We start from the raw sequence: 26,087 nt of genomic DNA, 5'->3' as shown, positions 1-26,087 counted from the left end.
GAACTTATGCCGCTAACTTGGTAAAGTGTATATATAGAGTAGAGAGAAAGGGTGTAGCGAGAACATGTCAGAACTTGTCGTTCAAACAAAAGACGGGCGTATTCAAGGCAGTTCGGAAAACGGAGTACGTGTATGGAAGGGAATCCCTTATGCAAAGCCACCGATCTGCCCGCTTCGGTTCCGAGCTCCCGTGTCCCCCGATCCATGGGACGGGATAAAAGATGCCACCGCCTTCAGCCCCATGTGCCTTCAACCGCTTGAATCCACCTCAAGTATGCTTGGCGGAGGAGTGACCAAAACGGTGTCCGAGGATTGCCTCTATCTCAATGTGTGGGCACCCCTGAATACGCCAGCGGAGCCGCTGCCCGTCATGGTATGGATTCACGGGGGCACTTTTGTCACAGGCTCGGGCAGCTTGCCAAGCTATAACGGCGCGCCCTTCGTTCTCCGTGGAGACGTGATTGTAGTAACGCTCAATTACCGGCTGGGTCCGCTCGGCTTTCTCCATCTCTCTCCATTCGGTGAAGCCTATTCCTCCAATACCGGTTTATTGGACCAGATTGCCGCCCTGCAATGGGTGCGGGATCATATCGAGGCCTTCGGCGGCGACCCAGAGCGAGTGACGGTATTCGGAGAGTCGGCCGGCAGCATGAGCATTGCAGCCTTACTTGCAATGCCCGCAGCCAAAGGGTTGTTCCATCGGGCCATCATGCAAAGCGGTGCTTCCCAGGTCATGGCTCCGGAACAGGCAAAGATGGTAACGGCTGGTTTGCTTAAGGAGCTGGATATAACGCCTGATAAGGCCCATCAGCTTGAATCCCTCCCAGGTGAGCAAATATTTGAAGCCGGGGAACGGCTGAAGAAACGAATTGGAGCCGGCGTCAACATGATCTTCCAGCCGGTGCTGGAACCGGAAACGCTGCCTCATGATCCGCTGCAGGCTGTTCAATTGGGTTGGGCCAAGGACGTGCCGATCCTGATCGGAACAAATCTCGATGAAGGGGCTTTGTTCTTCCGACCGGACATGCCGCTTGTGAAGGAGAACGATCTTGTCCGCACCGTGGAGATGATGACCGGCATTGAGGATGCCGCCCCAATCACAAAGGAGTACCCGTACAGCATCGACGGACATGCCCAGATTATGACCGACCTGTATTTCTGGCGCTCGGCTCTGCAGTTCGCTTCCGCTCAGAGCAAACACGCGCCGGTATGGATGTACCGATTCGATTGGACGCTGCCGAATCATCCGGTTCTCGGCAAAGCGATGCACGCCCTGGAAATCCCGTTTGTATTCAACACACTGGCGCTGTTTCAGAACATCGGTGTTCAAGTCGATGCCGCCACGCAAGCCCTGTCCGACCGGATGCAGGATGCTTGGATTGCATTTGCGCGCAATGGCTCACCGGATACGGAGGCGCTGCCGTGGCCTGCTTATGACCCAGCATCGCGTTCAACGATGATATTCAACAACGACAGCAGGGTCATCGAGGACCCGGATGCGGAGAAGCGGGAAATGCTGCAATTATAAAATAGCAAGCCATAAGCAAGGAGTCCCTTTGCCAATAGAATCCTTATGGCAGCAAAAAAGCTGTATTTCCAGGCATGACATCATGGATATCATGCTGGAATACAGCTTTTTTGTTATTATGGGCCGTACATGTACATGCCGCTGATTGTGGGCTCCCCAGCCCCCGCCTGCTGAAGCGAAAGGATGGTGAGGACTAAGGGCCCTAGGAAAAGGCGGGAAGCAGCCTTATTTCACAGCTCCCTGCGTAATGCCATTGATGATCCACTTCTGTGCGAACAGATAGATGATGATCATCGGGAGCATCGCCATCAGGTATGAAGCAAAGGCCAGATTGAAGTCTGTATTGAACTGCCCCTGGAATATATACTGCACAAGCGGCAGCGTGTAGGAATCCGTATCGCTGATAATGATGAGCGGCAGCAGGAAATCATTGTAGGTCGAGAGGCAAATCAGAATGCCCACCGTCGCATTGATCGGCGCCATCATCGGGAATATGATCCTCCAGAAGGTCCCCCAAGTCGACGTCCCGTCCACTCGGGCCGCCTCCTCCAGCGCAACCGGGATGGATTTAATATAACCCACGTACACAAATACGTTAAATGCCAAGGCATATACGGTATGCAGGATCGTAAGCCCGACCAGATTCGTCATATTAAACCCGGCTGTCAGCTTGACCAGCGGCAGCATAATGATCGGGAATGGAATGAACATGGCACTGATGAAATAGAAGTACAAACCTTTGAAGAACTTCCGGTTCATATTGCGGGCAATCGCATAAGCGACGAGCGAATTGGTCAGCAGGGTCAGCACCACCGTTGCTGTCGTTACCATGGCGCTGTTGCCCAGCGCGTTGAAGAAATTGGTCATTTTTATGGCATTCGTAAAATTCTCGAAATGAAGCTCCTTCGGCAGGCCGAATACGGAAGCCAGCATGTCCTCCGGCGTTTTGAGCGCAATCGTGATCGTCATATACAGCGGGAACAAGATCAGTATCGTACCCAATGTGATGAGAATCATCACCGTCCAGTTGGTTTTCGTCCGCATTACATGTCCCCCTCTCTTCTCTGCAGGAACCGAATCTGCACAATCGATATCGTCGCAATCAGGATGAAATAGATCACGGAGTTCGCGGATTGATAAGCAAACTCTCCTCCCTCGAAGCCGCCCGTATAAATCAGGTGGGAGATCGACTGCGTCGCCCGGCCCGGACCGCCGTTGGTGAGGGCGACGATCTGATCAAAGACCATCAGGGAATTCTTCATCGCCAGCACCATGTTGATCGTAAAGAACGGCGCGATCAGCGGAAACGTTATTTTCCAAAATTCCTGCCAGCGGTTCGCCCCATCGAGATTGGACGCTTCATACAGTGTGTGAGGGATGGTCTGGAGCCCCGCGAGATACAGGATCGTGTTATAAGCTATGCCCTGCCATACCGCTACCACCACGATCCCGATCCAGGCATGCTGTTCACTGCCCAGGATATTGGTGGACAGCCACTCGATCCCCAGGTTCTGTCCCCAGATGGTGAACACATTCGAGAACAGATAGTTGAATATGTAACCAACAATCAGCACACTTAGAATATTCGGAAGAAAGTAGATGCCTCTGAAGAAATTCCTCGCTTTGATTCTGGCATTCAGCCCCATGGCAATCAGCAGACTGAAAATGTTGATCAGGATGGTTACCACGACCGCGAATTTGAATGTGAACCAATACGCATTGCCCACGTTGCCGTCCTTGAACAGATTGACGTAATTCTTGAATCCGATGAAATCGAAGTTATCGCCGAATCCGTTCCAGTTCGTGAAGGAGTAATACACCCCCTGCAAAGCCGGCAGCGTCAGAAATACAAAGAACAGCACGACCGCCGGCACGGTCATCAAGTAATAAGGCATAAGCCGCTTGTTCATGTTGGGTCCTCCTCAATGCTTCTTGGATATCGTGTGAAGAAAATACCGCCTTCCGCCCGTTAACGCCTGTCAGCTACCTTGTCCCATTCGGTGTCCAGCTTCTTCAGATACCCGTCGATATCCCGGTTCTGAAGAAAGGATTGAATCACCGAGTTCAGCTGCACCGCCGCGGGAATGTAGTGGTCGGCAAAATCGATGACCTGGCCCCGCTCCAGATAAGGCAGAAGCTCTGCGACGGAGGGATCCTCCTGCTTCACGCCCTCAACGGTGGAGAACAGCGTTTGCTCCGTTATATACTGCTTGCTATGCTCAGGCTCCAGCAAAAATTGAATGAACTGCTGGGCCTCCTCTTTATGCTTCGAATCCTCGGATATGGCAAGTAACGTATCGACACCCGATATTAGTTTATTCTCCTCGGGTTTATTGCCGGTTGGCATAGGGAAGAAGCCGATCGGTGCATCCGGATTCGCTTTCCGGATTTCCGGAATCGCCCAGGTTCCTTGGATATACATGGCGGATTGGCCTCTCGCAAAATCCCGGTTGCCGTCCGCGTAGTTCTTGCCAAAGTTATCCCCATGGCCATAATCCATCAGCGCGAGCTGCTTCTCCGCAATCTCCCGGTATTTCTCGGCAAACGTTACCGTGCCTTCCCGCCGATCCATATAAAAGTCAATGCCTTCCAGATTGGATGCCAATGCGTTAAACGGCAGCACCGTCTGCCAATCGTCTTTATAAGTGAAATAGAACGGGATTTTCCCCGCATCCTTGGCCTTCTGCGCCGTAGCTAACAGCTCGTCCCAGGTCTTGGGAACGCTGAGCCCCAATTCCTTAAAAATTTCCGTATTGTACATCACGCCGTTAGCGTTCGTTGAATAGGGAATGCCCGTAACCTCGTCCATCCCCGCTACGTCTTTCAGCATCTGGACATAGGTCTCATCCACCTGACTCAGCAGCGGATTATTCGTCAAATCCATAAAAATGCCGCTTTGCGCCAGCAATGAATAGGTATCGGTTGCACCCATGCCGATAATGTCAGGAATATCATTCTTGACGACTCTTGTCTTGAGTACGGTCTCCGCATCCGGCGGATTTACCTGAACAACCTTGATCTCGGATTGGGATTGATTAAATTTCTCAATTAGTGCATCAAAGGAACCTTTCGCTTCAGGCTTATTTTGAAAAAATTCAATCTGCACGCGTCCCGATTCCTCTTTTGCACCGCATGCGGTCAGTATTAGTACGATCACCAAACACGCCGCGATCCATTTACCAAGCTTCATGGTCTGCCCCCCATTTCATATCCTGATGTAGTTTTGGTCAAAGTCCATGTCTTTTTACTACCCTTTTTGCTTGGTTGGTAAACCTTCCGGGCTCCAAGGCAGCGTCCAGATACCGTGTAAGACAACAGAAAAAAACGTCTATTCGACGTTCCTTCACAGAAGACAGATCACGTATAGAGAAAGACTTTTGAAAGTATCCTATGGTTTAGATCCGTGAAACTGCCCCCCCCCATAAACATAAAAAAAAAACCAGCAGATCAGGGTCTTTATCCTGATCTGCTGGCAAGGTTCGGCTATCGTTTCCTAGCCCGATTCAACCTACTCCAACCATTTTTTATGAATGTCGGCAAACTTGCCTTGCAGCTTCATTTCGTCAATCCACATTTCCAGATAGCTTGCATATTCAAAGTCGCCGCGAGGAATCATGTAGCCTTTTTCGCTGTTCGTGAAAGGCTTATCCGTCAATGCAGCATACAATCTGGAATCTGCTTTTGCATACGTAATCGCTTCGATCGTATCGGTAATCATCACGTCACAAGGCTGTCCCCTATCAAGCAGAATGATCTGCTTTTAGGGAACAGCCTTATTTCATTGCATGTGGATCCTTAGTTTACGAATAGATATCCCTGTTCATTGTAGGCATGGAGCAGCGTATATCGGCTAAATCGAACCTTGTGGGCTTCACCCAGGCTCCGCTTCAGCAGCTCGCTTTGGATCGGAAGCTCCGACACCCCAGCCGGTCCGCCGACCATTCGCATCAGATCCCCCAGTTCTTCCGGCTCCGGGATTTGCGTTATATGCGAGCGGATTTCGTTCCAGTGCTGCGTGATCCGAAGTGCAACGTCATCCGCACCTCGGGAGGCGCCTATGTTCATCTCAAGCCCCTGTTCCACGAGACGGTGATACAGCTTCGAGATTTCCACGCAAGCGGCACCTACCTTGGCTCCGTGCAGCAGCTGCTTCTCCCCTAGCCGGATAAACTCCATCTCCCAATAGTGGGACAGATGATGCTCCGAGCCCGAAGCCGGATGGGATTGACCGAACAGCAGCATGGCTAAACCGGATTCGATGAGCGCACCCATTAAGATGCGCACCCCCTCCTCACTCTGCTTCCCAATCAGCTCAACCCCGTTCACGCATTGGTCGAGCGCGGATCGCGTAATATCCGCCGAGATTTGTAAATAGGGTTCGCCGGCCACCAGGCTTCCGAATTTCCAGTCGAACAGCGACGTATACTTGCCCAGCATATCCCCGAACCCGGCTGCGGTAAGCTGCGGGGGAGCCGACATGAGAATATCGACATCCGCAAAAATCGCGCTCGGTCCAATGGCCGGAATTGTCTTCTTCTCGCCCCGTATAATGATGGGCGCTCCCTTGGAATTAAATCCATCCACCGAAGCGGCCGTGGGTACCGAGATGAACGGGATACCCGCGGTATAAGCAGCGTACCGACTAATATCGTGAATCGTTCCCCCGCCTACCGCCAGCACCGCCTTCGCCCCGCTTTGCTGGATATCCAGTATGACCTGAATCAGGGAAACCTCATCCGCGATAACATCTCCCTTCCAATCCGGAAGAAGACGGGTGACTTGGACCTGAATCGAGGATTTCGTGAGCAGGTTCGCAAGCGGCTGGCCCGCTATGTCATAGGTATTGCCGTCTACGACCATCACCACCGAGGTCCACCGTTTCGTCTCAAGGTAACCTGCGACCTCACGCAGAGCTCCGGACTGGATCTGAATCGACTCCACTTCGTCCAGATTCGAAAGCTGCCTAGCAGGTAAATCCGCCGCCAAACTTCGGACATTCGATAAAATGGAGGTCATATCGGCGTGCCCTTCTTTCCGATCACCGCCATCGCCGGCAGCGGGTCATTGCAGGTCATGCCGGTGACCCCGCATTCCAGCGAATAGCGGACACCCTCCTCATCGTCCGGGCAATAGCTCCAAACCAGAAGCCCCTGTTCCTGGAACCGGGTAACGAATTCAGGCGTAAGCAGCGACATCTCCACGCCGATTGCCCACATCTTGGAGTAGGTTCCTTCCTCGCCGAAGACAAATCGGGACATTTTCTCACCAGGGAAACCCTGTGTCTTCAGACCATGCGTATCATGAATATGGATCAGAACTTCTGCATCGAAGCAGGTGAATACACAGCGCGGCAGGTACCCGTATCGGTTCAGCACATCAACCGCCAGGTCTGCGGTTTCTTTGGCCTCGGGGCTTGGCTTAATCTCCACGTTGCACAGAACTTCGGGATATTCCCGGAGCAGTTCGCATAGCTCCGCAAGCGTCGGGATCTTCAATCCTTCAAACTCCCGGGCGAACCAGCCGCCCGCATCCAGAGATTTCAGTTCCGCAAGCGTAAAATCCCTCACCTCGCCAGCGCCGCTCGTCGTACGCTGAACCGTTGCATCATGGATAACCACCACTTCCTTATCCCGCGTCAGCCGGAGATCAAACTCCAGCATATCTACCCCTAACTCCAGCGCCTTGCGAAAGGCCAGAAGCGTATTTTCCGGATAAGCTGATTTATACCCGCGGTGTGCAGCCACCATCATACAGGATGGTTCCCGTAGTCGTTCGATCATATGTCCTGCCACTCCTTTACCAGTTGTTATTGGGCCAAAATCCGTTCCGTCTCTTTCTTGAAGGTATCCAGCGTAGCCGGAATATCCTTGCTGTCGTACATGATCGCTTCCATGGCCGAGAAGAACTCATGCATAATCTCCGGCCATGCCACGTCCTTATTGGTATCAACGGCAAATTCCAGCTGATCATAGGCGACTTTGCGATTCGGTTCTTTGGCCCACAGCTCTTGGATCTGCTCCGACTCCACCATCTTCTTCGTGAAAGGCAGGTAACCGGATTGCAAAATAAATTCAAGACCGCCTTCCTCTTCCATCTCCATCCACCGGATGAACTCCCAAGCCGCTTCCTTGTTCTTGGAAGAGGACAGCATGGTCACATTTGCGCCTCCGGTCGGATTCGCATACACTTCGTCCTTAGGCAGGAATGCCGTCACGTAATCGAAATCCACCGCGCTGGACAGCCCGCCAATCGATCCCGTAGATTGATACATCATGCCGACCTTGCCCTCCACAAACATGCTGTTCACAATGTTGCCGGAATCCTGAGCCGGCGGATAATACAAAGCGCCAGTGCTTTGCAGGTCTTTAAGGTAAGTGAACATCTTGACGCCTGCACCGTTATCCCCGAAGCCGATCGACGTATTATCATCATTGAAGAAAGTGCCGCCCGCCTGCGAGATCATGGCAATCGGGTACCAAGTGTCATAAGGCATCGTAACGCCGTAGCGCTTATACTCGCTGCCTTCCTTAACCACCAGCGCATTGGCGACCTCCTTCAGTTCCTCCCATGTGGTCGGAATTTGAAGGCCCTGCTCATCCAGCAAGGTTTTGTTCACATGCAGAATCGGGGTGGAACGGTTCAGCGGCAGCGATACCAATTGATCATTGAAAGTGGAGTGTCCCATCAGTCCCGGCGTAAAGTCATCGACGCTGATGCCAGAGCCTTCAAGATACGGCTTCAGATCTTCAAGCACTTCCGAATCGGCGAACATCTGAACGTAGGCTCGCTCCAGCATACTGACATCCGGACCGGTATCGGATGCTATCGCCTGCTGCAGCTTGGTTACCGTCTCGTCATAACTTCCCTGGAAGGTGCCTATCACTTCGATGTCCTCATGGGATGCATTAAAACGCTGGATGAGCGCGTCCATGTATTCCCCGTTCTTGCCGCCCAGCGAGTGCCAGAACTGAACCGTGGTTTTTCCTTTGTCTCCGGACGGGGCTTCGGTTCCCCCGCTGCCTGGGGCTTCGCCAGGACCACTGGAAGTTCCCCCGCCACCGCATGCGGCAAGCAAACTGAACAGCATGATGACGGATAGCAGTGTATACCATTTGGATTTCATATGACTCATTCCTCCATTAATTATTCGATTATGAATTGCTGAACCCTGTCATTTCCTGTGATTATTTAATGCCTGAATAAACAAAAGCCTTCACGATGTGTTTCGAGCAGAATACATACACAAGCAGGATGGGCACAACCAGAATCACGTTCCCGGCCATAATGATATGCCAGTTGCTGATGCCCTCGGTCTCCCTTAGCATGGCGATCCCCAAGGTCAGCGGCCGGACGGCAGCGGAGTCGGTCATGACGAGCGGCCAGAAATAGTCATTCCAGTGGCTGACAAAGCTGAACAGCGCGATGGTAGCAAGTGCCGGCTTCGACATGGGAATCATGATTTTCCGAATGATTTTGAATTCAGTCGCATTATCAAGCCGGGCCGCTTCAATGATTTCCTCCGGAATCTGCATGAAGTACTGCCGCAGCAGGAAGATGCCGAAGGCATTCGAGATGAACGGGATGATCTGCGGCAGCAGGGTTTTGACCAATCCCCAATCCGCCATCATCAGATAGACCGGTATGAACGTAACCTGGCCCGGGATCATGAAGGCCAGCAGAATCATGCCGAACAGCAGCGTTTTTCCCGGAAACTTATACTTGGCAAATGCATATGCGGCCGGGATCATGATCAGGAACTGCAGAACGATGATGGATCCGGTGACAACAACCGAGTTCCTGAAATAGGTCAGAAAAGGACCTGCATTCATCGCCTCCGCGAAGTTGCCCCACTGCGGTGAGGCTGGAATCCACGTCGGCGGAAACGTCATCGTTTCCCGGAATGTCTGGAGCGATGTGGAGATCATCCACAGAAACGGGAAGATGAAAATCATGAGCACTGCAGCCTTCAGCAAATAGCCCAGCGCCGTCCATACGATTTTTAAGTCAAAGGTCTTCAAACTGTGCCTCCTTTCTGCATGGCCAAAGCCTTATTGATAATGAACCTTCTTGGACAGCAGCCGGAAATAGATGAATGTGAGCAATCCGATAATCGCCATGAGCACAACGCCTGTCGCGGCCGAATAACCAATATTGGTCGTTCGGAAGCCGTATATGTAATACACAAGCGTGGTCGTTGCATTATTCGGTCCTCCGCCCGTCATCACCTGAACGGTGTCGAATACTTTGAAGGAGCCAATCGTCATGATGATCAGGATAAAAAACAGCTGCGGCGAAATCATCGGTAATGTGATTTTGTAAAACACCTTGAACCTGCTGGCATTATCCAGCGCCGCCGCTTCATAGATGCTTGGCGATATGCTCTGCAGGGCCGCCACGATAATCAGGGTGTAATAACCGATGGCCTGCCAGACCGATACGATAATGACGGATATCAATGCGGTCTTGGAGCTTTGCAGCCATGCGGACGGCGGGAGCCCAACCAGCTTGAACAGATAGTTGAGAAGTCCTTGATTCGGCTCCATCAGCCACAGCCAGACCAGTGAGATCGACACGATGGAAACGACGTGCGGCGTGAAAATCCCGGCCTGAACGACCGAATTGAAACGGCCTTTCTTGTTCAGCCATACGGCGATCAGCAGGGACAGCAGCATGGTAAGAATCACGACGCCAACTGTATAGACGGAGGTGTTCCAGAGCGCTTTGTAGAAATCCCCACGATCCAGAATCTGGGTGAAATTGTCCAATCCGACAAACTTGCTCTTGTCCTTGTTCATCAGGTTGTATTTGAACAGGCTTAAGTAAATCAGATAACCTACCGGATACATCACAAACAGCATGATCCCCGCCATGGCCGGCGCAATCAGCACATAGGGCCTGATCCCTTCCCAGATCCGCTTCTTATCCATGAGCCAGCCCTCTCAGCCGCTCCATGAACTCCCTATAGCGGACGTCCTGCTCTTCGATCCGGTACTCATCCGCCCCGAAGAAAAACAATTTATCCGCCGGTACGCCGAGATATACCTCCTGATCGACATGGAATTTGTCATCCTGGCACTTCACCATGAATGCCTGGCCATCCGTTGTCCTCACCTGATAAATCGTCTCGGAGCCCAGCATTTCACGCGTGATGACCTCACCCTTGGCCGTATAATGGAACGACTCCGATTCTGTGCCGATTACGACGCTCTCCGGACGGAATCCGAATGTGGTGCGATCCTCGCCCAGCGGCGCAATGTTCATGGGGGGAACCCCGATAAACTGGGCCGCAAACAGATTGCTGGGCTCGCGGTACACCACTTCGGGCGGCGCTTCCTGCTGAATGACGCCTTTGTTCATGAGCACGATGGTATCTGCCATCGACATCGCCTCGATTTGGTCATGGGTCACATAGACAAAGGTCGTTCCCAGCTTCTTGTGCAGCTCAATCAGCTCAATCCGCATCTGAACCCTGAGCTTGGCATCCAGATTGGACAACGGCTCATCCATCAGGAATACGGACGGATTCTTAACCATCGCCCGGGCCAAAGCCACCCGCTGCCGTTGCCCGCCGGACAAGGTGGAAGGCTTACGATCCAAGTAATCGTTTAGTCCAACGGTTGCCCCTATGGTCTCCACCAGACGTGTACGCTCGGCTTTGGGAACCTTGTTGTTCACGAGTCCAAACTCGATATTCTCGCGGACCGACATCGTCGGGTAGATCGCGTAATTCTGAAATACCATGGCCACGCCGCGCTTACCCGGTGCAATTCGCGTAACATCCTTGCCATCGATAAGAACGGAACCGGAGGTTTGAGGGTCAATGCCCGCGATCATCCTTAGGAGCGTTGTTTTTCCGCAACCTGACGGACCGACCAGCACGGTGAATTTTCCGTCCTCGATGGTAAGATCCAGGTCCTGTATGACGGTTTGACGATCAAACGACTTGCTTACTTTCACAAATTCAATGGATGCCAAGAGCGATCCCCCTCACGAAAGTGTAATGATGCTGTCATGACAAGCGAAAAATAAATGAATCCATAAAAATGAAATCCCTTACATACATCTGATAATAAGTACGCATGAAATGCACATGTAATGATCACTTTTGTTCATTTTTATTTAATTCGATTGTAGATGTGCAGTATTAGGAGAGTGTTAGACCTTCGTACGGATTTTGTAAATTCGCTTCGCATCAAGGGATTTAACATGGCATTAACATAATGGGAGTACACTAGATAGACATGGAATCCTTAAGCATAAAAGAGCAAAAGTGCGCATTGTATGTACAAACGTACCTGCACAGCTCATGGTCTATTTAGGAAGGGAGAAATTATCGATTGCTGGCACATGAACGAAAGAAAAGGATCATTGATTATGTAAGACAATACCGAACGGCAACGGTTGCTGCGCTGGCATCGGAATTCGGCGTTCACACAGCCACCATCCGCCGCGATCTGGCAGAGATTGAGCAGGAAGGCGCTTTGAAGCGCACACATGGCGGGGTCATTATGGAACAATGGACGCATAACGAGCCATCCTTTAATGAGCGAACCAACTTTCACCGGGACGAGAAAATACGCATCGGTCAGCTCGCGGCTTCGCTTGTGGAAGACGGGGAGAATATCATTATCGATTCGGGAACAACCACCCTTCATATTGCTACGCATCTTGTGCACCGCTCGGACATTACGGTGATTACGAACGATATGAATGTCGCTGTTGAACTTCGTGATGCTCCGGGAATCAAAGTCATTCTGACCGGCGGGGAGCTGTACCCCTCAAGCTATATGTTAAACGGCATGTTTACCGACCATGTGCTGAAATCCCTGCACGTTGAGAAAGCGTTCATCGGTACCCCTGCCCTGCATCCTCAGCATGGCCTCATGCACCCGGAAGCGCTGCTCGTCCCGGCCAAGCAGAACATGATACAGGCCGCCGGCGAAATTGTCGTTGTCACCGACCACAGCAAAATCGGCAAGCTGTCTCTGCACACGGTCGCTCCCAACAGCGCGATACATACCCTTGTCACCGGCACTGAGGCTTCCGACTCGGATATCAAGCCGTTTCAGGAACGGGGCATTACCGTGTACAGGGTTTGAGGCTTGCACACCTTGCATACTTTTTATAGATGCATACCTTTGCGTACCTTTGCGTACCATTGCGTACCTTGGCGGACCTTTGCATACCTGGACATACTCCTTGCAGAAAACACAATAGGCACCCCTAGGGGTGCCCAGATCAAGCTGCTGCTTGCCGGCAGCTTGATTATTTATATTCCACTGCTATTTTACCATCCATACTCGCTCTTTTTTCGCGATCCCCCCGCTCAGACCAAAAGAGCAATAAGCAGAAATTCACTGAACGTGCAAAAATACGATCGCCATATCATTCAATATGTCCAAAACTCAACTTGTTCTTTGGTGTGAGGACTTCCTAACGGACTCAGAATACCTTATTTCATAGAAAACAGCCCTTTTAGTAACTTTAGCGGACCCAGCGGATCTTATTTGCTGTTTTAATCGGTATTTGCTCCCGTAATTCTCATAATAGCGGATCTGGAGTCCCTTACATTGTGAAAAATCGGGTTATGATCTTAAATAACGGAACTAGGGTCCGTTAAAGTTGACGAAAGCCATGAAATCATCGAATGAAGAACATCGACAGTCAGTGAGCCCACAACATATCGATAGGTAATTCCAGGAGCCACCAGGGTCAATGCGTAGCCGACGGAAGCTATTTCCTCTACGCTTATTAATGGAAGTAACCAAAGAAAAGATTCCCCGACTCTCTCATTCCCTGCCCGGCTGCTAAAAAAAGATCCGGCAGTCATTAGACGCCGGATCCTCTCACACTATCGATTAAGGGATGACCTTCCAAACCTCGGCAGATCCAGGAGTTTCGCCTTGAGTCCACCATCTTGCTTCATAGTTCACGCCGTTGTGGCTGACTTTGCTGCCACCCAAGTAAACGGCTGTTGCGCTCCATGCCGGATAGGTCGTTGAGCTTCCGGATGTTGACACCGTAAGCGGGGCGGATGCTGACGATTTGCTGCCCGTGCTGCTTACGGCTACCACAGTATACGTATAAGACGTTCCTTCGGCTAACCCCGTATTGGTATAGGAGGTTGTAGTGGATGTACCCACAAGGGATCCGTTCCGGTAGATTTCGTAACTGGAAGCGCCTGTGGAGGCTGCCCATGCCAAGGAAACGCTGTTGTTGGTTTGGGATGGGGAAGTAAGTCCTGTCGGTGCCGGTACGCCTGGGTTCGGAGTTCCGCCGCCGCCAAAGTCCACATCGATGACATTATAGAAAGCGTTCGCCGTGTCAGCTACTTCCCATACTGCCAGAATGACATGGTAACCGGATTTAGCAGGAACGTTACAAGTGGAAGCATAGTTTGTTGGAGGTTTTACACCGCCGTAGTCAATGGAGCAGAAAGGCGTCAGATCAAACGAAGCTCTGCTCAGCGGAGCATTTTGATTCCAGCCGTCTTTCGTAATGTAGTATTTCCAGCTTGCCGTTGCATGGTTGGCTGTCAAATGCCATTGGAACGTTGTGGTTCCCGGGGAAATGCTTACTTTGCTCCAACGAGTTGCGGATTGCTCATCAAGTTTAGGGAACGCGCCGCCTGCACTGGCGATTTTTCCATCGGCCGGGCCTGCGTTCGGCCAGCCTTTAGGAGCTTCCAAGCTTTGAGGCTCATACACGATTGCGCCGCAATCGGTATTTTGCCCCTGCTTACACAGAATGGCGCGGCTGCCTGGAGAATCGACATATCCGTGGGCAAAAGCCTTATCTGCAAATAAAACCATGAATAAGGTCATCACTAACATCGTGGAACCGGCAATGATTAGATGCTTGAGCCAAGCTTTGTTCGGCAAACTTAAAGTCATACAATTAATCCTCCTTTAATATAAAAGATAATAATTGAAGCGTTTACATAACCTCCGGCTGCTCAGGCCACCTCCCTTTCTTTGATACAGTAGCTGCCCTCTTAACTTGACTGAAACTTGACTGAACTTGGAAATCTTCCACAACCATCGTCCAAGCTTTACCAGTACTATCATTATTTTAAAGCATCTGAAAGCCGTATCCCATAACACTAATCAACGATTTGTTACACATTTCAATGAAATTGGATAATTATGTAACCTGAAATGTTATGAAAACACTCGGAAATTGCAGAAAAAAAATCACAAAAAAAGCATGCCTCCCCTGGGGGAATCATGCCTTCATCCATGTTTTTCTATCCGTCCAGACCGCGCAACTTACTCCTATTCCACGCCGTCGTTAAAATGCTTCTTGTAATGTTTATCCCCTTTGTGCTCCAAATCCTCAATCGTAAGCTCCAGGGTATGCACAATTTGTTCCTTGACCTGATTCAAGGTATCAAAATAAACATTTTCCTCCGTCCCTACAATACGTGTACCACTGAGTGCCTGAACGGCCTGGTAGACCCGGTGCTGTTCGGCCAAATCATCAACGGCTTTCAACGTATGTTTCATCTGAAGAAACAGGTCTTTATGATGCTGGGTCGTTAAACGCTTTTCAAGCTCCTCGATTCTGGCATTCATGGCAGCTCTCTCCTTCACAATAAGATGCTTTCGATTATACTCCGTAGCATTCGCATTTCCAATAAATTCTTCCTATATATATCACAGTTTCTTTGCAATGAAACAGGAAATTGACCACTGCTCAGCGAACTATGATAACGTTAACATTTTGCACAGTTACATACACTTAGAAGGACGAAATCGATCAAACATTTGGAGGTAGCAATGGAAAACAACGGACTCGGAGGAAAAAGCATTATCCTCAGACTAGAGATGAATACACAGGAAATCAAATTCGGTCAAGTTGCATCCGCCATATTTGAAGCCGGGGGAGACATGGTCGCCATCGACGTCATTCAGGCGAGCGGCCACATTACCGTACGCGATATTACCATCACGGTCACGGACAGCGTGGATATCGGTAAAATTACAAATTCAGTAAAAAATCTAAAAGGTGTCCGGCTCGTCAACGTTTCGGACCGCACCTTCCTGCTGCATCTCGGCGGCAAGATCGAAACCCAGCCCAAAATTCCAATCCAAAACCGCGATGACCTGTCGCGCGTCTATACGCCAGATGTTGCTCGCGTATGTGCAGCCATCCAAGAGGACCCGAAAAAAGCCTTTACGCTTACCATTAAAAGAAATACGGTGGCCGTCATCTCGGACGGAAGCGCCGTGCTCGGTTTGGGCAACATCGGTCCTTATGCGGCCATGCCAGTCATGGAAGGAAAGTCGATGCTCTTCAAACAGTTTGCGGGCGTAGACTCCTTCCCGATCTGCCTGGATACCCAGGATACAGAAGAGATTATTGCCTGCATCAAAGCAATGGCTCCGGCTTTTGGAGGCATTAACCTGGAGGATATCTCCTCCCCGCGCTGCTTCGAGATCGAACAACGACTGCGGGATGAGCTGGATATTCCTGTGTTTCACGATGACCAGCACGGCACGGCGGTCGTTCTGTATGCAGCACTGATCAATGCGCTGAAAATTGTCGGGAAATCCATCGATACAGTTAGGATCGTGGTATGCGGAATCGGCGCTGCAGGCGTAGCATGCAGCAAAATCCTCCTGTCGGCCGGTGTCAAAGACATCATTGGCGTAGACCGTGAAGGTGCACTGGTGGCCGGAAAAACTTACAACAATAGTATGTGGCAATGGTACGCAGAGCATACGAATCCGAATAAAGTTGAAGGTTCCTTGCGCGAAGTGATCCAAGGTGCCGACGTATTCATCGGCCTCTCTGCCGGCGGCCTGCTTCGTCGTGAGGATGTACAGGCCATGGCTAAAGATCCGATCGTGTTTGCAATGGCAAACCCTACGCCGGAGATTAAACCGGAAGAGGTCGAGGATATTGCAGGCGTCATTGCAACCGGACGTTCGGATTATCCGAACCAGATTAATAACGTCCTCTGCTTCCCTGGTATTTTCCGAGCGGCCTTGGACTGCCGAGCGACCACGATTAATGAAGAGATGAAGCTGGCTGCAGCCGAAGCCATTGCATCCGCCGTATCGGATGAGGAACGCAACCCGTCGTATATTATTCCAAGCGTATTTAACCAGAACGTCGTAAAGGCCATTCGTGAGCTTGTCGTGAAAGCGGCGGTCAAAACCGGCGTTGCCCGGAGAATCCCGCGTGAATAAGGAATCCCTCATTCGGAAGTTCAATAAGCAGGCAGCGATATATGAAAGGAACACCAGACAGCGCAGGCTCGGTGAGTGGAGACAGCGGCTGCTTCAGGATGTAGAGGGTAACGTGCTTGAAGTAGCTGTCGGCGCCGGCGCGAACTTCCCCTTTTATCAACGCGACAAGGTGAACGTCACGGCTGTCGATTTCAGTCCCGAGATGTTAAGCCGTGCCCGGCGTATGGCCTCCGAGCTTGGCATTCGGGCCAATTTCCTGGAACGGGATATCGAAACGCTGGAGCTGCCGGAACGTTCCTATGATTGCGTTGTATCCACCCTGTCGCTATGCGGCTATGAGGATCCGGTCCAAGCTTTGAATAAAATCAACCGCTGGGCCAAGCCTGGCGGCCGCGTTTATTTACTGGAGCATGGCATGAGCACGAACCGATTCCTTGGCGCCATGCAGCACCTGATCAACCCCGCAGGACGGCGGATATCCGGCTGTCATTATAATAGGGACATGATCCATATCGCGAATGCCTCGGAACTGAATATCGTGAAGACGGAACGTTACTGGAACGGCATCGTCCATCTGATCTGGGCGCAAGCTACCTGATCATTCATTCATTCATTGTGACCTGTCGGCATATTTTTAACATAAGCTCTTATTAATTGATCTGGAGGAACTTGTTATGAATACAAGGCCCGATTCTAATGAATACTTACCCCTCGCCGAAAAATACGTCTCTCTTGTCCCCGAAGGCCATATTGCCGAGGTTTTGCAGCGACAGCATGATGAAACGCTAAGATCGCTCAGCGATCTGACGGAAGAACAAGCGAATGTTCGCTATGCGGAAGGGAAATGGAGTCTAAAACAGGTGGTTGGACACATCGCCGATGTAGAGCGCTTATGGAATTACCGCATTCTCTACATCGCGCGTGGAGATGCACGTGAATTTTCGGGGTATGACCGGGAGATTTTTGTCCAGAACTCTCCCTTCAGCCATCTTCCGTTACGGGAAGCCCTTAAGGATTATGCTGCCGTCAGGCAGTCTACCATTACGCTGGTTGGAAGCTTGACAGAGGAAGCAATGCTCCGCCAGGGCACGTTCAACAATTACCCGCTCTCCGCCCGGGCAGCCGCCTATGTCATTGCCGGGCATGAGCTTCATCACCTGAATATTTTGCGGGATAAATATTTAACGTAGTTTATGAAGATGGCTTAGCGGCATGGTTTAGTATTGCTTATTCTTAACAAAAGGGGGGGCCCAAAAAGATCTTAGATCTGACGGGATTCCCCCTTTTTCTGTTAGGAGACGCTCCGTGTAAGAATCGTTTCGTCCTCTCCGCTACCGTTGTGCGACCCACCAGCTCCTTCTTGTTTGGTTATACAAAGGTTGGCAGCGCAAGCTGTGTTAACTCCAATTCCATACCTCGATGCGACCCAAACGGAATTCCCGGAATTCCGGCCGCTCCTTCAGCTTCTCCAGCTCACGCACAGGTCCCGTAACGGTCGCTCCGTATACTTGAACCCCATTTTTCTTTAAGTAAGCCAGCCGCTGTTTGTCTTCATCCACACCGTTATATTTGATGTTGTCAGTCATCCATTCAACGTCGGCGATCAGTTGCTTCACGTGATCCGTTATCTCGGTATCCCCTGAGAAGAATGTGTGCCAGAGGGAAAGGGAATGGTTATCGCCAAACTGAACCTTGGGTCTTAACGTTAGATGAGGAATCATGTAATCTGCGCCGCTAGAGCTATAAGTACCCAGCTTAAAATCCTTCAGTTCGCCTGCAAAAACAGCCATACTGGTTGCTTTAACGTCATAGTCCGACAAGAGCTCCAAGACCTCCTCCGGTGACCTAAGCATTCGAAGCGAGAAGAATAATTCCGCTACGTTACCGTCTTCAAGTTTCCCTAACTGGTTCATTGCACCAGTAGGGTGAGGATCGTCTTTAATCTCCCTGCCCTCCAGCAGCGCAGAGTTCAGGATATAAGAATTTCTTTCCTCACGATTCAAATAAGGATTCAGTTCCTCAATAGAATACCTCAGTTCTCCCCCTAATCGCTTCTTCGCGTGAAGCTCTCCGACAATTACCTGCCATTCCCCCACATCCTTATACACTTTCAGCTCTGTCTTCTGAGTGAGGAAGGGCGTCACTTCACCCCAAGGCGAGCTTCGTTTATCTACCATAAGTCCATTTTCATGCAATTCAACCGTTGTTATGACGGTCCTTAGAAATTTATCATTTAGGCCGGTTTTATAATAGTAGATGTGGATAGCTGAGTAATACACGGCATAAATAAAAAACAATATTAACACAGCTAACAAAGCATATATAAGCTCCTTCACCCTTGTCCGCCAGGTCACTCGATTAATCATCCGTATTCATCTCCTCTCAACCCTCTCATCTAGACAACGGTTTGAGCCCGTAAATGTTACGGTAAAATAAGAAAAATCGCTACAGCAGCTAAAAACACGAGCTACTGTAACGATTCCATATCACACAAAATTATATATTATTGCGCTTCAGTGGATGGGGTGTTGTGTCCATCCCAGCACTCCACATCATCAAGCCCTCTGATGCTATCCTTGGTGAAGACAGGATCAAGACCAGCCCGCTTCTGCTTCAAGTAGTCATTCAGCGCGGCAAAGGCTGTTCGGGAAAGCAGCGTGATGGCCACAAGATTCACAATTACCATCAATCCCATGAACAGGTCGGCCAAATCCCACACCAGCTTCACGCTGGTAACCGAGCCGAAGATAACCATAGCCAGCACGGAAGCCCGATAGATCCACACCCACGCCCGATTCGACTTCAAAAATTCGATATTGGTTTCCCCGTAGTAATAATTGCCGATCAGCGTGCTGAACGCAAACAGGAAGACCATGATCGCCAGGAAGTCGGACGCCCATGCCCCCATCTCCATACCCAGCGCCGCCTGGGTCAGGGCGATTCCATCAAGTCCGGTCTGCTGATAAGCACCGGTAAAAAGAATAATGAAGGCGGTGCTTGTACATATGACCAGCGTATCGATCAGTACGCCCAGCGCCTGCACCAGCCCTTGCTTCGCAGGATGGCTTGTTGTTGCGGTAGCTGCTGCGTTAGGCGCGCTCCCCATGCCGGCTTCGTTGGAGAATAGTCCTCTTTTGATCCCGTTCATGAGGGCGGCACCGATTGATCCGCCAACGACCTGCTCATAGCCGAACGCGCTTTTGACGATAAGCGCAAAAACCTCCGGCAGCTTGGTGATGTTGGCTAGTACGATAAACAGCGCGGCACCGACATACACCACAGCCAATACAACAACGATCAGCTCCGACATTTTGGCAATTCGCTTCACGCCGCCAAAGATGATAACCGCGAAGATCACCGCCATAATAATTCCGATGGTTAAACGATCGGTACCGAATGAATTCTCGAAGGCAATCGTAATCGTGTTGGATTGGACCGCATTAAAGACAAGACCGAAGGACAAGGTGATCAGGACCGCAAACAACACGCCCATCCACCGTTTCTTTAATCCTTGCTGCATGTAATAAGCGGGACCGCCGCGGTAACCACCCGCCCCATCTTTTACTTTATAGATCTGGGCCAGCGTACTCTCGATAAAGCTGGATGCCGAACCGATAAGCGCAATGATCCACATCCAGAATACGGCACCAGGTCCCCCAAGCGAGATGGCCAGAGCAACCCCGGTTATATTCCCTGTCCCGACACGGGCAGCCATACTAATGGCAAATGCCTGAAAAGGCGAAATGCTGCCCTTTGCTTTACTTTTGGGTTCGCGAATCACCCGGAACATCTCGCCGATCAGGCGAAACTGCAGAAACTTGGTCCCCACCGTGAAATACAGGCCAACGGCAATCAGCAATACGATAAGCAGCTTAGACCATAAAAAATCATTAAAAATATTCACTACATGCTGTACAATTTGATCCATACTCTACCCTCGCTATATAAGTCATCACCCATGGTGTAGGTTTTGTGTATAATAGTCCACGTTTCATCTAACCATTACTTCCCCTTCGGAAACAAGAGGTTAATTGTGGTAATTGGAGGACATGGTTTCGACGGGGACCCTCCGCCCGAAAGTCGAGACGATGGTTTAGGCACTCCCCTCTCGGCAGCAGGGTGAGCAGAGCATGGACCTCCAAGCGATACCATATAAAAAAGACCCTCTCCTCCGCGGGTTTAGCGCAGGGAAAGGGTCTTGTCAGTATGGCAGGCGGCTGCTTCAACTTGCCTTACTATGATGAAGGATTCGCGCCCGTGTAGATCAGAATCGCATCGCGGAGGAACACTGCCGTTCCGGGCTGCTTCTCATCGTAATGGGCGGTAAAACGCTCATCGTCAACGTACATCTGAGCGAGGCCTGCGTGGGCCTCTTTACTGTAATCGTTCCAATAATAGGTGAGCCAGCGCTTGTGAAGATCGGCCGCCTTCTGAGCAAGCTCACTGGCAGGATCACCTTGCTTAAACGCTTCAGCCAGCGTCTTGTACAGTTCATCAGTCAGACGCGTTACTTCCTCATGCTGCTCTTGCGTCATGTTTTTCAGCTTGGCATTGGATTTATTTACAGTCTCTTCGCCATACTTCTCGCGAATTTCCTTACCGTATTTCTTCTCATTATCATCAATCAGCTTCTGCTTGAATCCTTCGAATTTCTCTTGGTCACTCATGGTTTTTCTCCCTTCGGCGGAGGCGATCGTGTTCTCCACATTGGTAATCAGCAAATCCAATTGCCTTCTTTTGTCTAGGAGCTGCGCATGGTGTTCCTGGAGCGCCTTGATCCGGTTGAAGGATGGCGAGGTCAGAATCTCCTTGATCCCGTCCAATTGAAGACCGAGCTCCCGGTAAAACAAGATCTGCTGCAATTGATTGACCTCCTCCTGCCCATAGATCCGATATCCTGAGGAGTTGATTCTGGCCGGCTTCAGAATGCCAATCTCATCGTAATAACGGAGCGTCCGTGTGCTTATTCCTGCCAACTTTCCAAGCTTTTGCACCGTGTATTCCATGGTTTCACCTCCTGACAACATCAATGTACACCTTCACGTAACGTTAAGGTCAACACTTTGTGCAAAAAAAATTATAAATATCTTAAATATAAAAAAAGAAACTGAATGTATTCTTAACAGAATATCATCCAGTCTCCCCAACGATCCAATTCAGAATGTTATTTCGCTTCCTCTGTCGTATCCGCCGCTGCTGCTGCGGATTTATCGGCGTCCGTATGCTTCTCGTTAATCCACTGCTTCAAGGGCTCGGTCATTTGATCCTTCAGCTTCTGAACCAATTGATCCTCCGTAATCCCCTTCGTGGCAGCTATCTCGGCTAGCGACTGTCCTTCTTGCATTTCCGCCTTCAGCTCGTCCTCCGATAATCCGAGCAAAGCTGCGATTTCCTCCGGATTACCGAATTGGCCGAAACCTCGGCCGCCTTTTCCGTGACCTTTTCCAAAACCGGCTTCGCTGCTCTCCACGATTTGTGTAAGGCGCGCGCTCAGAGCCTCTTTCCACTCGGCTGCTTCGGTTTCCGTCATGCTGCCTTCACTCAGACGTTCATCGATCTTGGCGGTTTCCAGCTCGGTCAGCTTCTGGACGAACACGGATTGGGTCATTCCCTTGCCTTCGGCAATTTCGGCAAACGTGCTGCCCGCTTCAAGCGCCGTCCGGATTTCGGTTTCCGTCAGCCCAAGGATCTCGGCCGTCTCTTTGACGATATTGCCGCCGCGAGGGCCGCCCGCCTTATGATCCATCCACTTTCCATCTCGGTTCTTCACTGCATCCGCAGCTGAAGAATCTGTCCCCGTCTGTCCATCCTCCGATACGGAGGTTGAAGCGTCCGTGCTCGCTGCTGCAAAAACCTTGTTCTGAAGGTACCCGGCTCCTCCCAGCACAATCGCTGCCGCCATGCTGCTTACCAATACTTTTTTACTTATCGGATTCATCGTCATCTCTCCTTTTAGGGTCAGGGTTTGTCTTACAATTTGAAGTATAGAGAGGGAATCTGAAAGTAAACTTAAGGGAATGTTATGCCAGGCTTAGGCTAAGCTGAAGGTTTGCTGAATGCCAAAAGACGCGCTGCTCCCTGTGCGCACGGTGGGTACTGGGGCATGCTTGGAGACGCGAAATAACCGCGTTCACCTCGGAGCGTAACGCGGCTTGCATCCATTCTCTATCGAAAAGACAACGTGCGGGCGGAGGCCAGCTTGCGAACCGTCAGCCACAGGGATACAAGAAGCAGCAGCTCGAATACGTTCGTGGCAGCCGAGCTTTCGATCGGAATCGGGATGGCGCTCCCGGCTGCCATCAGCACCGTACCGATGAACAGCAGCGGCGTTTTTCTCCTCCGCCATACGATAATGCCTGCCATAAGCAGAGGGATCAGGATCAGGATGACCATGAGCGGCGGCCCCGCGGATTCGGTCGGAACGTAACGAAGCGCTCCGTATTCCATGGATGGCTGGAGCTTGAGCTGCAGCGTCTCCGTCACCACTTCGAGCACGATGAGGGCCGCGGTGAAAAGCCAGGCTCCCCATGCGGCGGCCAGCTTGTTGGCCCAAGGGCTTCCGGCCTTGCGTATCAGATCGAACGACACGAGCACAAGCAGCGGCGTTGCCATCGCATGCACCCAGAAACGCGCAACGTTTAGCCTCTCCAGCAGGTCTCCCTCCCCGATATATTTCCCGATGCCGATCACGCCGTTATCCCAGACCAGTCCAGCCGTTACGATCAGAAGCAAGTACCGAAGGCCCGGTGACGCTTCCCGCTTCAGCAGCACACAACCATACAGAAACAGCACGGCATAGATAACGGCCAAGCCGAAATACAGCACAGAATCCATGGTTCATATCTCCTTTCATCTTAACTCCTCATGATCGGATCTGATCGACCCTTGCAGCACGTACTGATAGGTTTTATACCCGTTAGCCTGCCATCCTAACCTAAGTGTATGTATATGAAACAGAGGTCGCTGAAGATGCGGGGGATTTCGTAATGGAGCCTCGTAAGGAATGTCCGGTGCGTAAAGCGCAAAAAACCGCCGGAGCCAGCTCTCCAGCGGTTTCTATCCGTAAATCCCTTCGGTTCAACAAGTGATCCATTCTCTCGACCAATCAGATTTGAGAAGCCTGCTTCCCCTACTCCTCCGCTTCCGAAATGGCTCGACGGGCAAGATTCGTCAGCACGACATCGTCCATCGGCGGATTATGAAGACCCGCCCGAACATCCCTGTACATTCGTTCCAACGGGAGAGTCCGGGAGAGACTCAACCCTCCAACGATCCGCATAGCATGATCAACAATCCGGACCGCTGCATTGGTCACAACATACTTGGCAAGACCCAGCTCAGGCTTAAGCGCAGCACGGTTCTCCGCTTCCTTGTCCCAGCGGTCAGCGGTTTGATACAAATAGCTGCGGGCCGTAAGCAGGTCCACTTCGATTTCGGCGATATGTCTTTGGATATTCGGCAATTCGGCAATGGGGACCGTCAAGGAGTTCGGTTTATGATGACGGGCAAAATCGATGGCAAAATTGCGCGCGGCATAAGCAATCCCCATATAACATGCCGGTATGTGAAGCAGAATGCCTTCCGTTGGCACGGGAAACTCAGGCTTCTCGTAATCGAGTCCCCGAATGACTTCGGTCTCCGGCACGAAGACGTCCTCCAGAATTACGTCATGGCTTCCCGTTGCCCGCATGCCCATCGTATTCCAGGTTTCCTCGACCCTGACCCCGGGTCCGCTGCGTACAAGGAATGCACCGACCTTCTCGCTATGCTCGATACCAGCCGTAACCACAAATTGCTTCAAGATCGGGCTTAACGTGCTGAAAGTTTTGCGTCCGGTAATGCGCCAGCCGCCCGGCACCCGCCGTGCCGTGGTCTCCGGCCTTCCTCCCCGGCTGGGACTCCCTGTCGCAGGTTCGCTCGCCAGTTCATTAATGACCACACCTTCGGCCACAACGTCCTTGCACAGTCTTTCAAATAACGGCTCCGGCCAAGCTCCGGATAGGCGCAGCTGGAGTATTTGCCCGATATGCCAACCGACCGCCAGCGCCGTAGAGCCGTCGCCTCTGGCGAGTCTTTCCTGGGCAAGCACCATTTCGTATACGGATGCTTCTTCTCCTCCAAAGGATGCCGGTACGGTCAGCTTCAGATAGCCCGACTCCTTCAGGTCATCAAAATTCTCGAACGGAAACGACCCCTCCAAATCGTGCCGAGGAGCTCTTTCTGCGAATTTTGCCCCAAGCGTATCGGCCCGAGCTGCGATCATGGCTTCGCGTTCATTACGTATGAATGGATCTGTGGAACCGGATCGATTCAAGTTTGTCCCCTCCTTGCTAACCCTTGTATTCCGATGGATATATACTTAAAATTGTAGCAACCCTATTTTGGGGTGTCAATGAAGGGGATCACCGATCGCCGCTCCCCGCTTTAGTTCGGATATATCCAGTGTATGAATTCCGAATCCTCGTGTCTCTTCTGGAATCCCAGTTTAAGCAAAACATGCTGAGAAGCCGCATTCCCAGGTTCACATCTGGCGATGATGGATTTGACGTCCCGCTGACGCGAAGCCCAATCCAATAGTTTTTGCGCTGCTTCATGACAGTACCCTTGCCGCTGATGGCTTGGATTGGTGGCAAAGCCGATTTCGATTCTGCCCTCCGGATCAGGCTCTCCCAGGAATCCGATGCCGCCGACAATATCGCGCGTGGCTTTGTCGACGATAATCCATGAGTCAAAGCCCCGAGTGCCCTGATTCTTGATCAACAATTCCCGAAAAAAAGGCAGTGCCTCATAAAAGTCGGGTCCCGGCCATTCGCCGTTGCTATGGTATCCTAAATCCTCGAATGCCTTCGGATCTCGGCGCGCCGCCGCGTCAATCAAATCCATATCCAGTGTTCTAAGCAGTAAACGCTTTGTTTCCAGTTCCATAATGTGGTTCACCTGTCCTTCTCAAGATTATTTCTATTAGAAAACATAAAAAGACGGAAAATGAACTCGTGTCATTCTCCGCCTCTATATGAAGTCTATGTGCTAATTGCATCCATAAGAAAAACATCCATCGACGCACTTCATAGAAGACAGACCGCGTTTAGAAGAAGTTTTTCTTGCGATTATCGAATGGTTCAGCTTCGCTGAAAACGTACAAATTCAATAATCTAATAAAAAATCCGCGCTGCAGAAACAACGCGGATCCAAGACGCAAATAGGATAGTCTACCTAAGGCTTCCTTGATCTCCGCAGTTCTTAACCCCACCATATTTCCCCGAAGAATGCATCTTGAACGAAACCTAGCCTGTCTACGGCTATGTCAAGTCAAGCGTTCTTCCGACCCTATGGTTCAAACAAAGTTAAGAACAACAAATCTCTCC

Annotated in this window: 23 protein-coding genes and 1 pseudogene; 5 read left to right on the top strand and 19 right to left on the bottom strand. The window is 51.0% G+C overall.

Features of this window, described 5'->3' with window-relative positions; translation table 11 throughout:
• Window positions 1-64: 64 nt before the first annotated feature.
• Entirely contained in the window at window positions 65-1,528 is a 1,464-nt protein-coding gene (locus PLA01S_RS25760; RefSeq protein ID WP_127594635.1) for a carboxylesterase/lipase family protein, read from the top strand.
• Window positions 1,529-1,753: 225 nt separating this feature from the next.
• Here PLA01S_RS25760 and PLA01S_RS25755 read toward each other — a convergent pair whose 3' ends face one another.
• From PLA01S_RS25755 to PLA01S_RS25710, 10 genes and pseudogenes are all read right to left on the bottom strand, one after another.
• Window positions 1,754-2,572, bottom strand: coding sequence for a carbohydrate ABC transporter permease (locus PLA01S_RS25755; RefSeq protein ID WP_127594634.1), 819 nt, complete (start codon window positions 2,570-2,572; stop codon window positions 1,754-1,756).
• Window positions 2,572-3,438 (bottom strand): carbohydrate ABC transporter permease, encoded by an 867-nt coding sequence (locus PLA01S_RS25750; protein WP_127594633.1) that lies wholly within the window; start codon window positions 3,436-3,438, stop codon window positions 2,572-2,574. Before PLA01S_RS25750 ends, PLA01S_RS25755 begins: the two co-directional genes overlap by 1 nt.
• Window positions 3,439-3,497: 59 nt before the next feature.
• Complete coding sequence (locus PLA01S_RS25745) at window positions 3,498-4,718, bottom strand: ABC transporter substrate-binding protein (protein ID WP_127594632.1); 1,221 nt, start codon at window positions 4,716-4,718, stop codon at window positions 3,498-3,500.
• A 318-nt stretch (window positions 4,719-5,036) separates the two neighbouring features.
• Window positions 5,037-5,252 (bottom strand): annotated as a pseudogene (locus PLA01S_RS25740) (transporter substrate-binding domain-containing protein); the annotation flags it as partial.
• 71 nt (window positions 5,253-5,323) lie between these two features.
• Window positions 5,324-6,544 carry a sn-glycerol-1-phosphate dehydrogenase gene (locus PLA01S_RS25735; RefSeq protein WP_127594631.1) on the bottom strand — a complete coding sequence of 407 codons (1,221 nt, stop codon included), beginning with the start codon at window positions 6,542-6,544 and terminating at the stop codon, window positions 5,324-5,326.
• A complete protein-coding gene (locus PLA01S_RS25730) occupies window positions 6,541-7,308 on the bottom strand; it encodes a glycerophosphodiester phosphodiesterase family protein (RefSeq protein WP_127594630.1) in 768 nt (255 codons plus the stop codon). The genes PLA01S_RS25735 and PLA01S_RS25730 overlap by 4 nt, the downstream gene beginning before the upstream one ends.
• A gap of 26 nt (window positions 7,309-7,334) precedes the next feature.
• Window positions 7,335-8,651: an ABC transporter substrate-binding protein gene (locus PLA01S_RS25725; RefSeq protein ID WP_127594629.1), complete on the bottom strand. Its 1,317-nt coding sequence runs from the start codon at window positions 8,649-8,651 to the stop codon at window positions 7,335-7,337.
• Between the two features lie 61 nt (window positions 8,652-8,712).
• Complete coding sequence (locus PLA01S_RS25720) at window positions 8,713-9,546, bottom strand: carbohydrate ABC transporter permease (protein WP_127594628.1); 834 nt, start codon at window positions 9,544-9,546, stop codon at window positions 8,713-8,715.
• Window positions 9,547-9,576: 30 nt separating this feature from the next.
• Window positions 9,577-10,455, bottom strand: a complete 879-nt coding sequence (locus PLA01S_RS25715) for a carbohydrate ABC transporter permease (RefSeq protein ID WP_127594627.1) — start codon at window positions 10,453-10,455, stop codon at window positions 9,577-9,579.
• Window positions 10,448-11,503, bottom strand: coding sequence for an ABC transporter ATP-binding protein (locus PLA01S_RS25710; RefSeq protein ID WP_127594626.1), 1,056 nt, complete (start codon window positions 11,501-11,503; stop codon window positions 10,448-10,450). The genes PLA01S_RS25715 and PLA01S_RS25710 overlap by 8 nt, the downstream gene beginning before the upstream one ends.
• Window positions 11,504-11,865: 362 nt before the next feature.
• On the opposite strand from PLA01S_RS25710, the gene PLA01S_RS25705 reads away from it, so the two are divergent.
• Window positions 11,866-12,627: a DeoR/GlpR family DNA-binding transcription regulator gene (locus tag PLA01S_RS25705; protein ID WP_071221931.1), complete on the top strand. Its 762-nt coding sequence runs from the start codon at window positions 11,866-11,868 to the stop codon at window positions 12,625-12,627.
• A 759-nt stretch (window positions 12,628-13,386) separates the two neighbouring features.
• Here the strand turns inward: PLA01S_RS25705 and PLA01S_RS25700 are convergent.
• Together PLA01S_RS25700 and PLA01S_RS25695 are read right to left on the bottom strand one after the other, a co-directional pair.
• On the bottom strand, window positions 13,387-14,421 hold the full coding sequence (locus tag PLA01S_RS25700) for a lytic polysaccharide monooxygenase (RefSeq protein ID WP_127594625.1): 1,035 nt from the start codon (window positions 14,419-14,421) through the stop codon (window positions 13,387-13,389).
• Window positions 14,422-14,802: 381 nt separating this feature from the next.
• Window positions 14,803-15,102: a hypothetical protein gene (locus tag PLA01S_RS25695; RefSeq protein WP_127594624.1), complete on the bottom strand. Its 300-nt coding sequence runs from the start codon at window positions 15,100-15,102 to the stop codon at window positions 14,803-14,805.
• Window positions 15,103-15,306: 204 nt separating this feature from the next.
• Here PLA01S_RS25695 and PLA01S_RS25690 point away from each other — a divergent pair, with 204 nt between their 5' ends.
• The 3 genes from PLA01S_RS25690 to PLA01S_RS25680 all read left to right on the top strand — a co-directional run bounded on the left by PLA01S_RS25690 (window position 15,307) and on the right by PLA01S_RS25680 (window position 17,912).
• A complete protein-coding gene (locus PLA01S_RS25690) occupies window positions 15,307-16,722 on the top strand; it encodes an NAD-dependent malic enzyme (RefSeq protein WP_127594623.1) in 1,416 nt (471 codons plus the stop codon).
• Window positions 16,715-17,320 carry a class I SAM-dependent methyltransferase gene (locus PLA01S_RS25685; RefSeq protein ID WP_127594622.1) on the top strand — a complete coding sequence of 202 codons (606 nt, stop codon included), beginning with the start codon at window positions 16,715-16,717 and terminating at the stop codon, window positions 17,318-17,320. Before PLA01S_RS25690 ends, PLA01S_RS25685 begins: the two co-directional genes overlap by 8 nt.
• 76 nt (window positions 17,321-17,396) lie before the next feature.
• Window positions 17,397-17,912 (top strand): DinB family protein, encoded by a 516-nt coding sequence (locus tag PLA01S_RS25680; RefSeq protein WP_127594621.1) that lies wholly within the window; start codon window positions 17,397-17,399, stop codon window positions 17,910-17,912.
• Window positions 17,913-18,119: 207 nt separating this feature from the next.
• Here the strand turns inward: PLA01S_RS25680 and PLA01S_RS25675 are convergent, their stop codons facing one another.
• The 7 genes from PLA01S_RS25675 to PLA01S_RS25645 all read right to left on the bottom strand — a co-directional run bounded on the left by PLA01S_RS25675 (window position 18,120) and on the right by PLA01S_RS25645 (window position 25,650).
• A complete protein-coding gene (locus PLA01S_RS25675) occupies window positions 18,120-18,899 on the bottom strand; it encodes an anti sigma factor C-terminal domain-containing protein (RefSeq protein WP_246059851.1) in 780 nt (259 codons plus the stop codon).
• Between the two features lie 326 nt (window positions 18,900-19,225).
• On the bottom strand, window positions 19,226-20,650 hold the full coding sequence (locus tag PLA01S_RS25670; protein ID WP_127594619.1) for an alanine/glycine:cation symporter family protein: 1,425 nt from the start codon (window positions 20,648-20,650) through the stop codon (window positions 19,226-19,228).
• Between the two features lie 307 nt (window positions 20,651-20,957).
• Window positions 20,958-21,728, bottom strand: a complete 771-nt coding sequence (locus PLA01S_RS25665) for a MerR family transcriptional regulator (protein WP_127594618.1) — start codon at window positions 21,726-21,728, stop codon at window positions 20,958-20,960.
• Window positions 21,729-21,886: 158 nt separating this feature from the next.
• Entirely contained in the window at window positions 21,887-22,660 is a 774-nt protein-coding gene (locus tag PLA01S_RS25660) for a hypothetical protein (protein WP_127594617.1), read from the bottom strand.
• Window positions 22,661-22,887: 227 nt separating this feature from the next.
• Window positions 22,888-23,556, bottom strand: coding sequence for a hypothetical protein (locus tag PLA01S_RS25655; protein ID WP_127594616.1), 669 nt, complete (start codon window positions 23,554-23,556; stop codon window positions 22,888-22,890).
• Window positions 23,557-23,851: 295 nt separating this feature from the next.
• Window positions 23,852-25,036 (bottom strand): acyl-CoA dehydrogenase family protein, encoded by a 1,185-nt coding sequence (locus tag PLA01S_RS25650; RefSeq protein ID WP_174819252.1) that lies wholly within the window; start codon window positions 25,034-25,036, stop codon window positions 23,852-23,854.
• Between the two features lie 110 nt (window positions 25,037-25,146).
• Window positions 25,147-25,650, bottom strand: a complete 504-nt coding sequence (locus PLA01S_RS25645) for a GNAT family N-acetyltransferase (protein ID WP_246059857.1) — start codon at window positions 25,648-25,650, stop codon at window positions 25,147-25,149.
• Between the last annotated feature and the right edge of the window lie 437 nt (window positions 25,651-26,087).

It is taken from the genome of Paenibacillus lautus NBRC 15380 (assembly GCF_004000945.1).
Lineage (GTDB): Bacteria > Bacillota > Bacilli > Paenibacillales > Paenibacillaceae > Paenibacillus_AQ > Paenibacillus_AQ lautus.
The sequence above is the reverse complement of the archived record's forward strand: the minus strand, read 5'-3'. Positions and strand labels throughout refer to the sequence as shown.

What these genes read in the sequence shown, in the direction of transcription:
- PLA01S_RS25760 (WP_127594635.1), top strand. Translation starts at nt 65, where the DNA reads ATGTCAGAACTTGTCGTTCAAACAAAAGACGGGCGTATTCAAGGCAGT.
- PLA01S_RS25755 (WP_127594634.1), bottom strand. Translation starts at nt 2,572, where the DNA reads ATGCGGACGAAAACCAACTGGACGGTGATGATTCTCATCACATTGGGT.
- PLA01S_RS25750 (WP_127594633.1), bottom strand. Translation starts at nt 3,438, where the DNA reads ATGAACAAGCGGCTTATGCCTTATTACTTGATGACCGTGCCGGCGGTC.
- PLA01S_RS25745 (WP_127594632.1), bottom strand. Translation starts at nt 4,718, where the DNA reads ATGAAGCTTGGTAAATGGATCGCGGCGTGTTTGGTGATCGTACTAATA.
- PLA01S_RS25735 (WP_127594631.1), bottom strand. Translation starts at nt 6,544, where the DNA reads ATGACCTCCATTTTATCGAATGTCCGAAGTTTGGCGGCGGATTTACCT.
- PLA01S_RS25730 (WP_127594630.1), bottom strand. Translation starts at nt 7,308, where the DNA reads ATGATCGAACGACTACGGGAACCATCCTGTATGATGGTGGCTGCACAC.
- PLA01S_RS25725 (WP_127594629.1), bottom strand. Translation starts at nt 8,651, where the DNA reads ATGAAATCCAAATGGTATACACTGCTATCCGTCATCATGCTGTTCAGT.
- PLA01S_RS25715 (WP_127594627.1), bottom strand. Translation starts at nt 10,455, where the DNA reads ATGGATAAGAAGCGGATCTGGGAAGGGATCAGGCCCTATGTGCTGATT.
- PLA01S_RS25700 (WP_127594625.1), bottom strand. Translation starts at nt 14,421, where the DNA reads ATGACTTTAAGTTTGCCGAACAAAGCTTGGCTCAAGCATCTAATCATT.
- PLA01S_RS25695 (WP_127594624.1), bottom strand. Translation starts at nt 15,102, where the DNA reads ATGAATGCCAGAATCGAGGAGCTTGAAAAGCGTTTAACGACCCAGCAT.
- PLA01S_RS25690 (WP_127594623.1), top strand. Translation starts at nt 15,307, where the DNA reads ATGGAAAACAACGGACTCGGAGGAAAAAGCATTATCCTCAGACTAGAG.
- PLA01S_RS25680 (WP_127594621.1), top strand. Translation starts at nt 17,397, where the DNA reads ATGAATACAAGGCCCGATTCTAATGAATACTTACCCCTCGCCGAAAAA.
- PLA01S_RS25675 (WP_246059851.1), bottom strand. Translation starts at nt 18,899, where the DNA reads ATGGTAGATAAACGAAGCTCGCCTTGGGGTGAAGTGACGCCCTTCCTC.
- PLA01S_RS25670 (WP_127594619.1), bottom strand. Translation starts at nt 20,650, where the DNA reads ATGGATCAAATTGTACAGCATGTAGTGAATATTTTTAATGATTTTTTA.
- PLA01S_RS25665 (WP_127594618.1), bottom strand. Translation starts at nt 21,728, where the DNA reads ATGGAATACACGGTGCAAAAGCTTGGAAAGTTGGCAGGAATAAGCACA.
- PLA01S_RS25660 (WP_127594617.1), bottom strand. Translation starts at nt 22,660, where the DNA reads ATGAATCCGATAAGTAAAAAAGTATTGGTAAGCAGCATGGCGGCAGCG.
- PLA01S_RS25655 (WP_127594616.1), bottom strand. Translation starts at nt 23,556, where the DNA reads ATGGATTCTGTGCTGTATTTCGGCTTGGCCGTTATCTATGCCGTGCTG.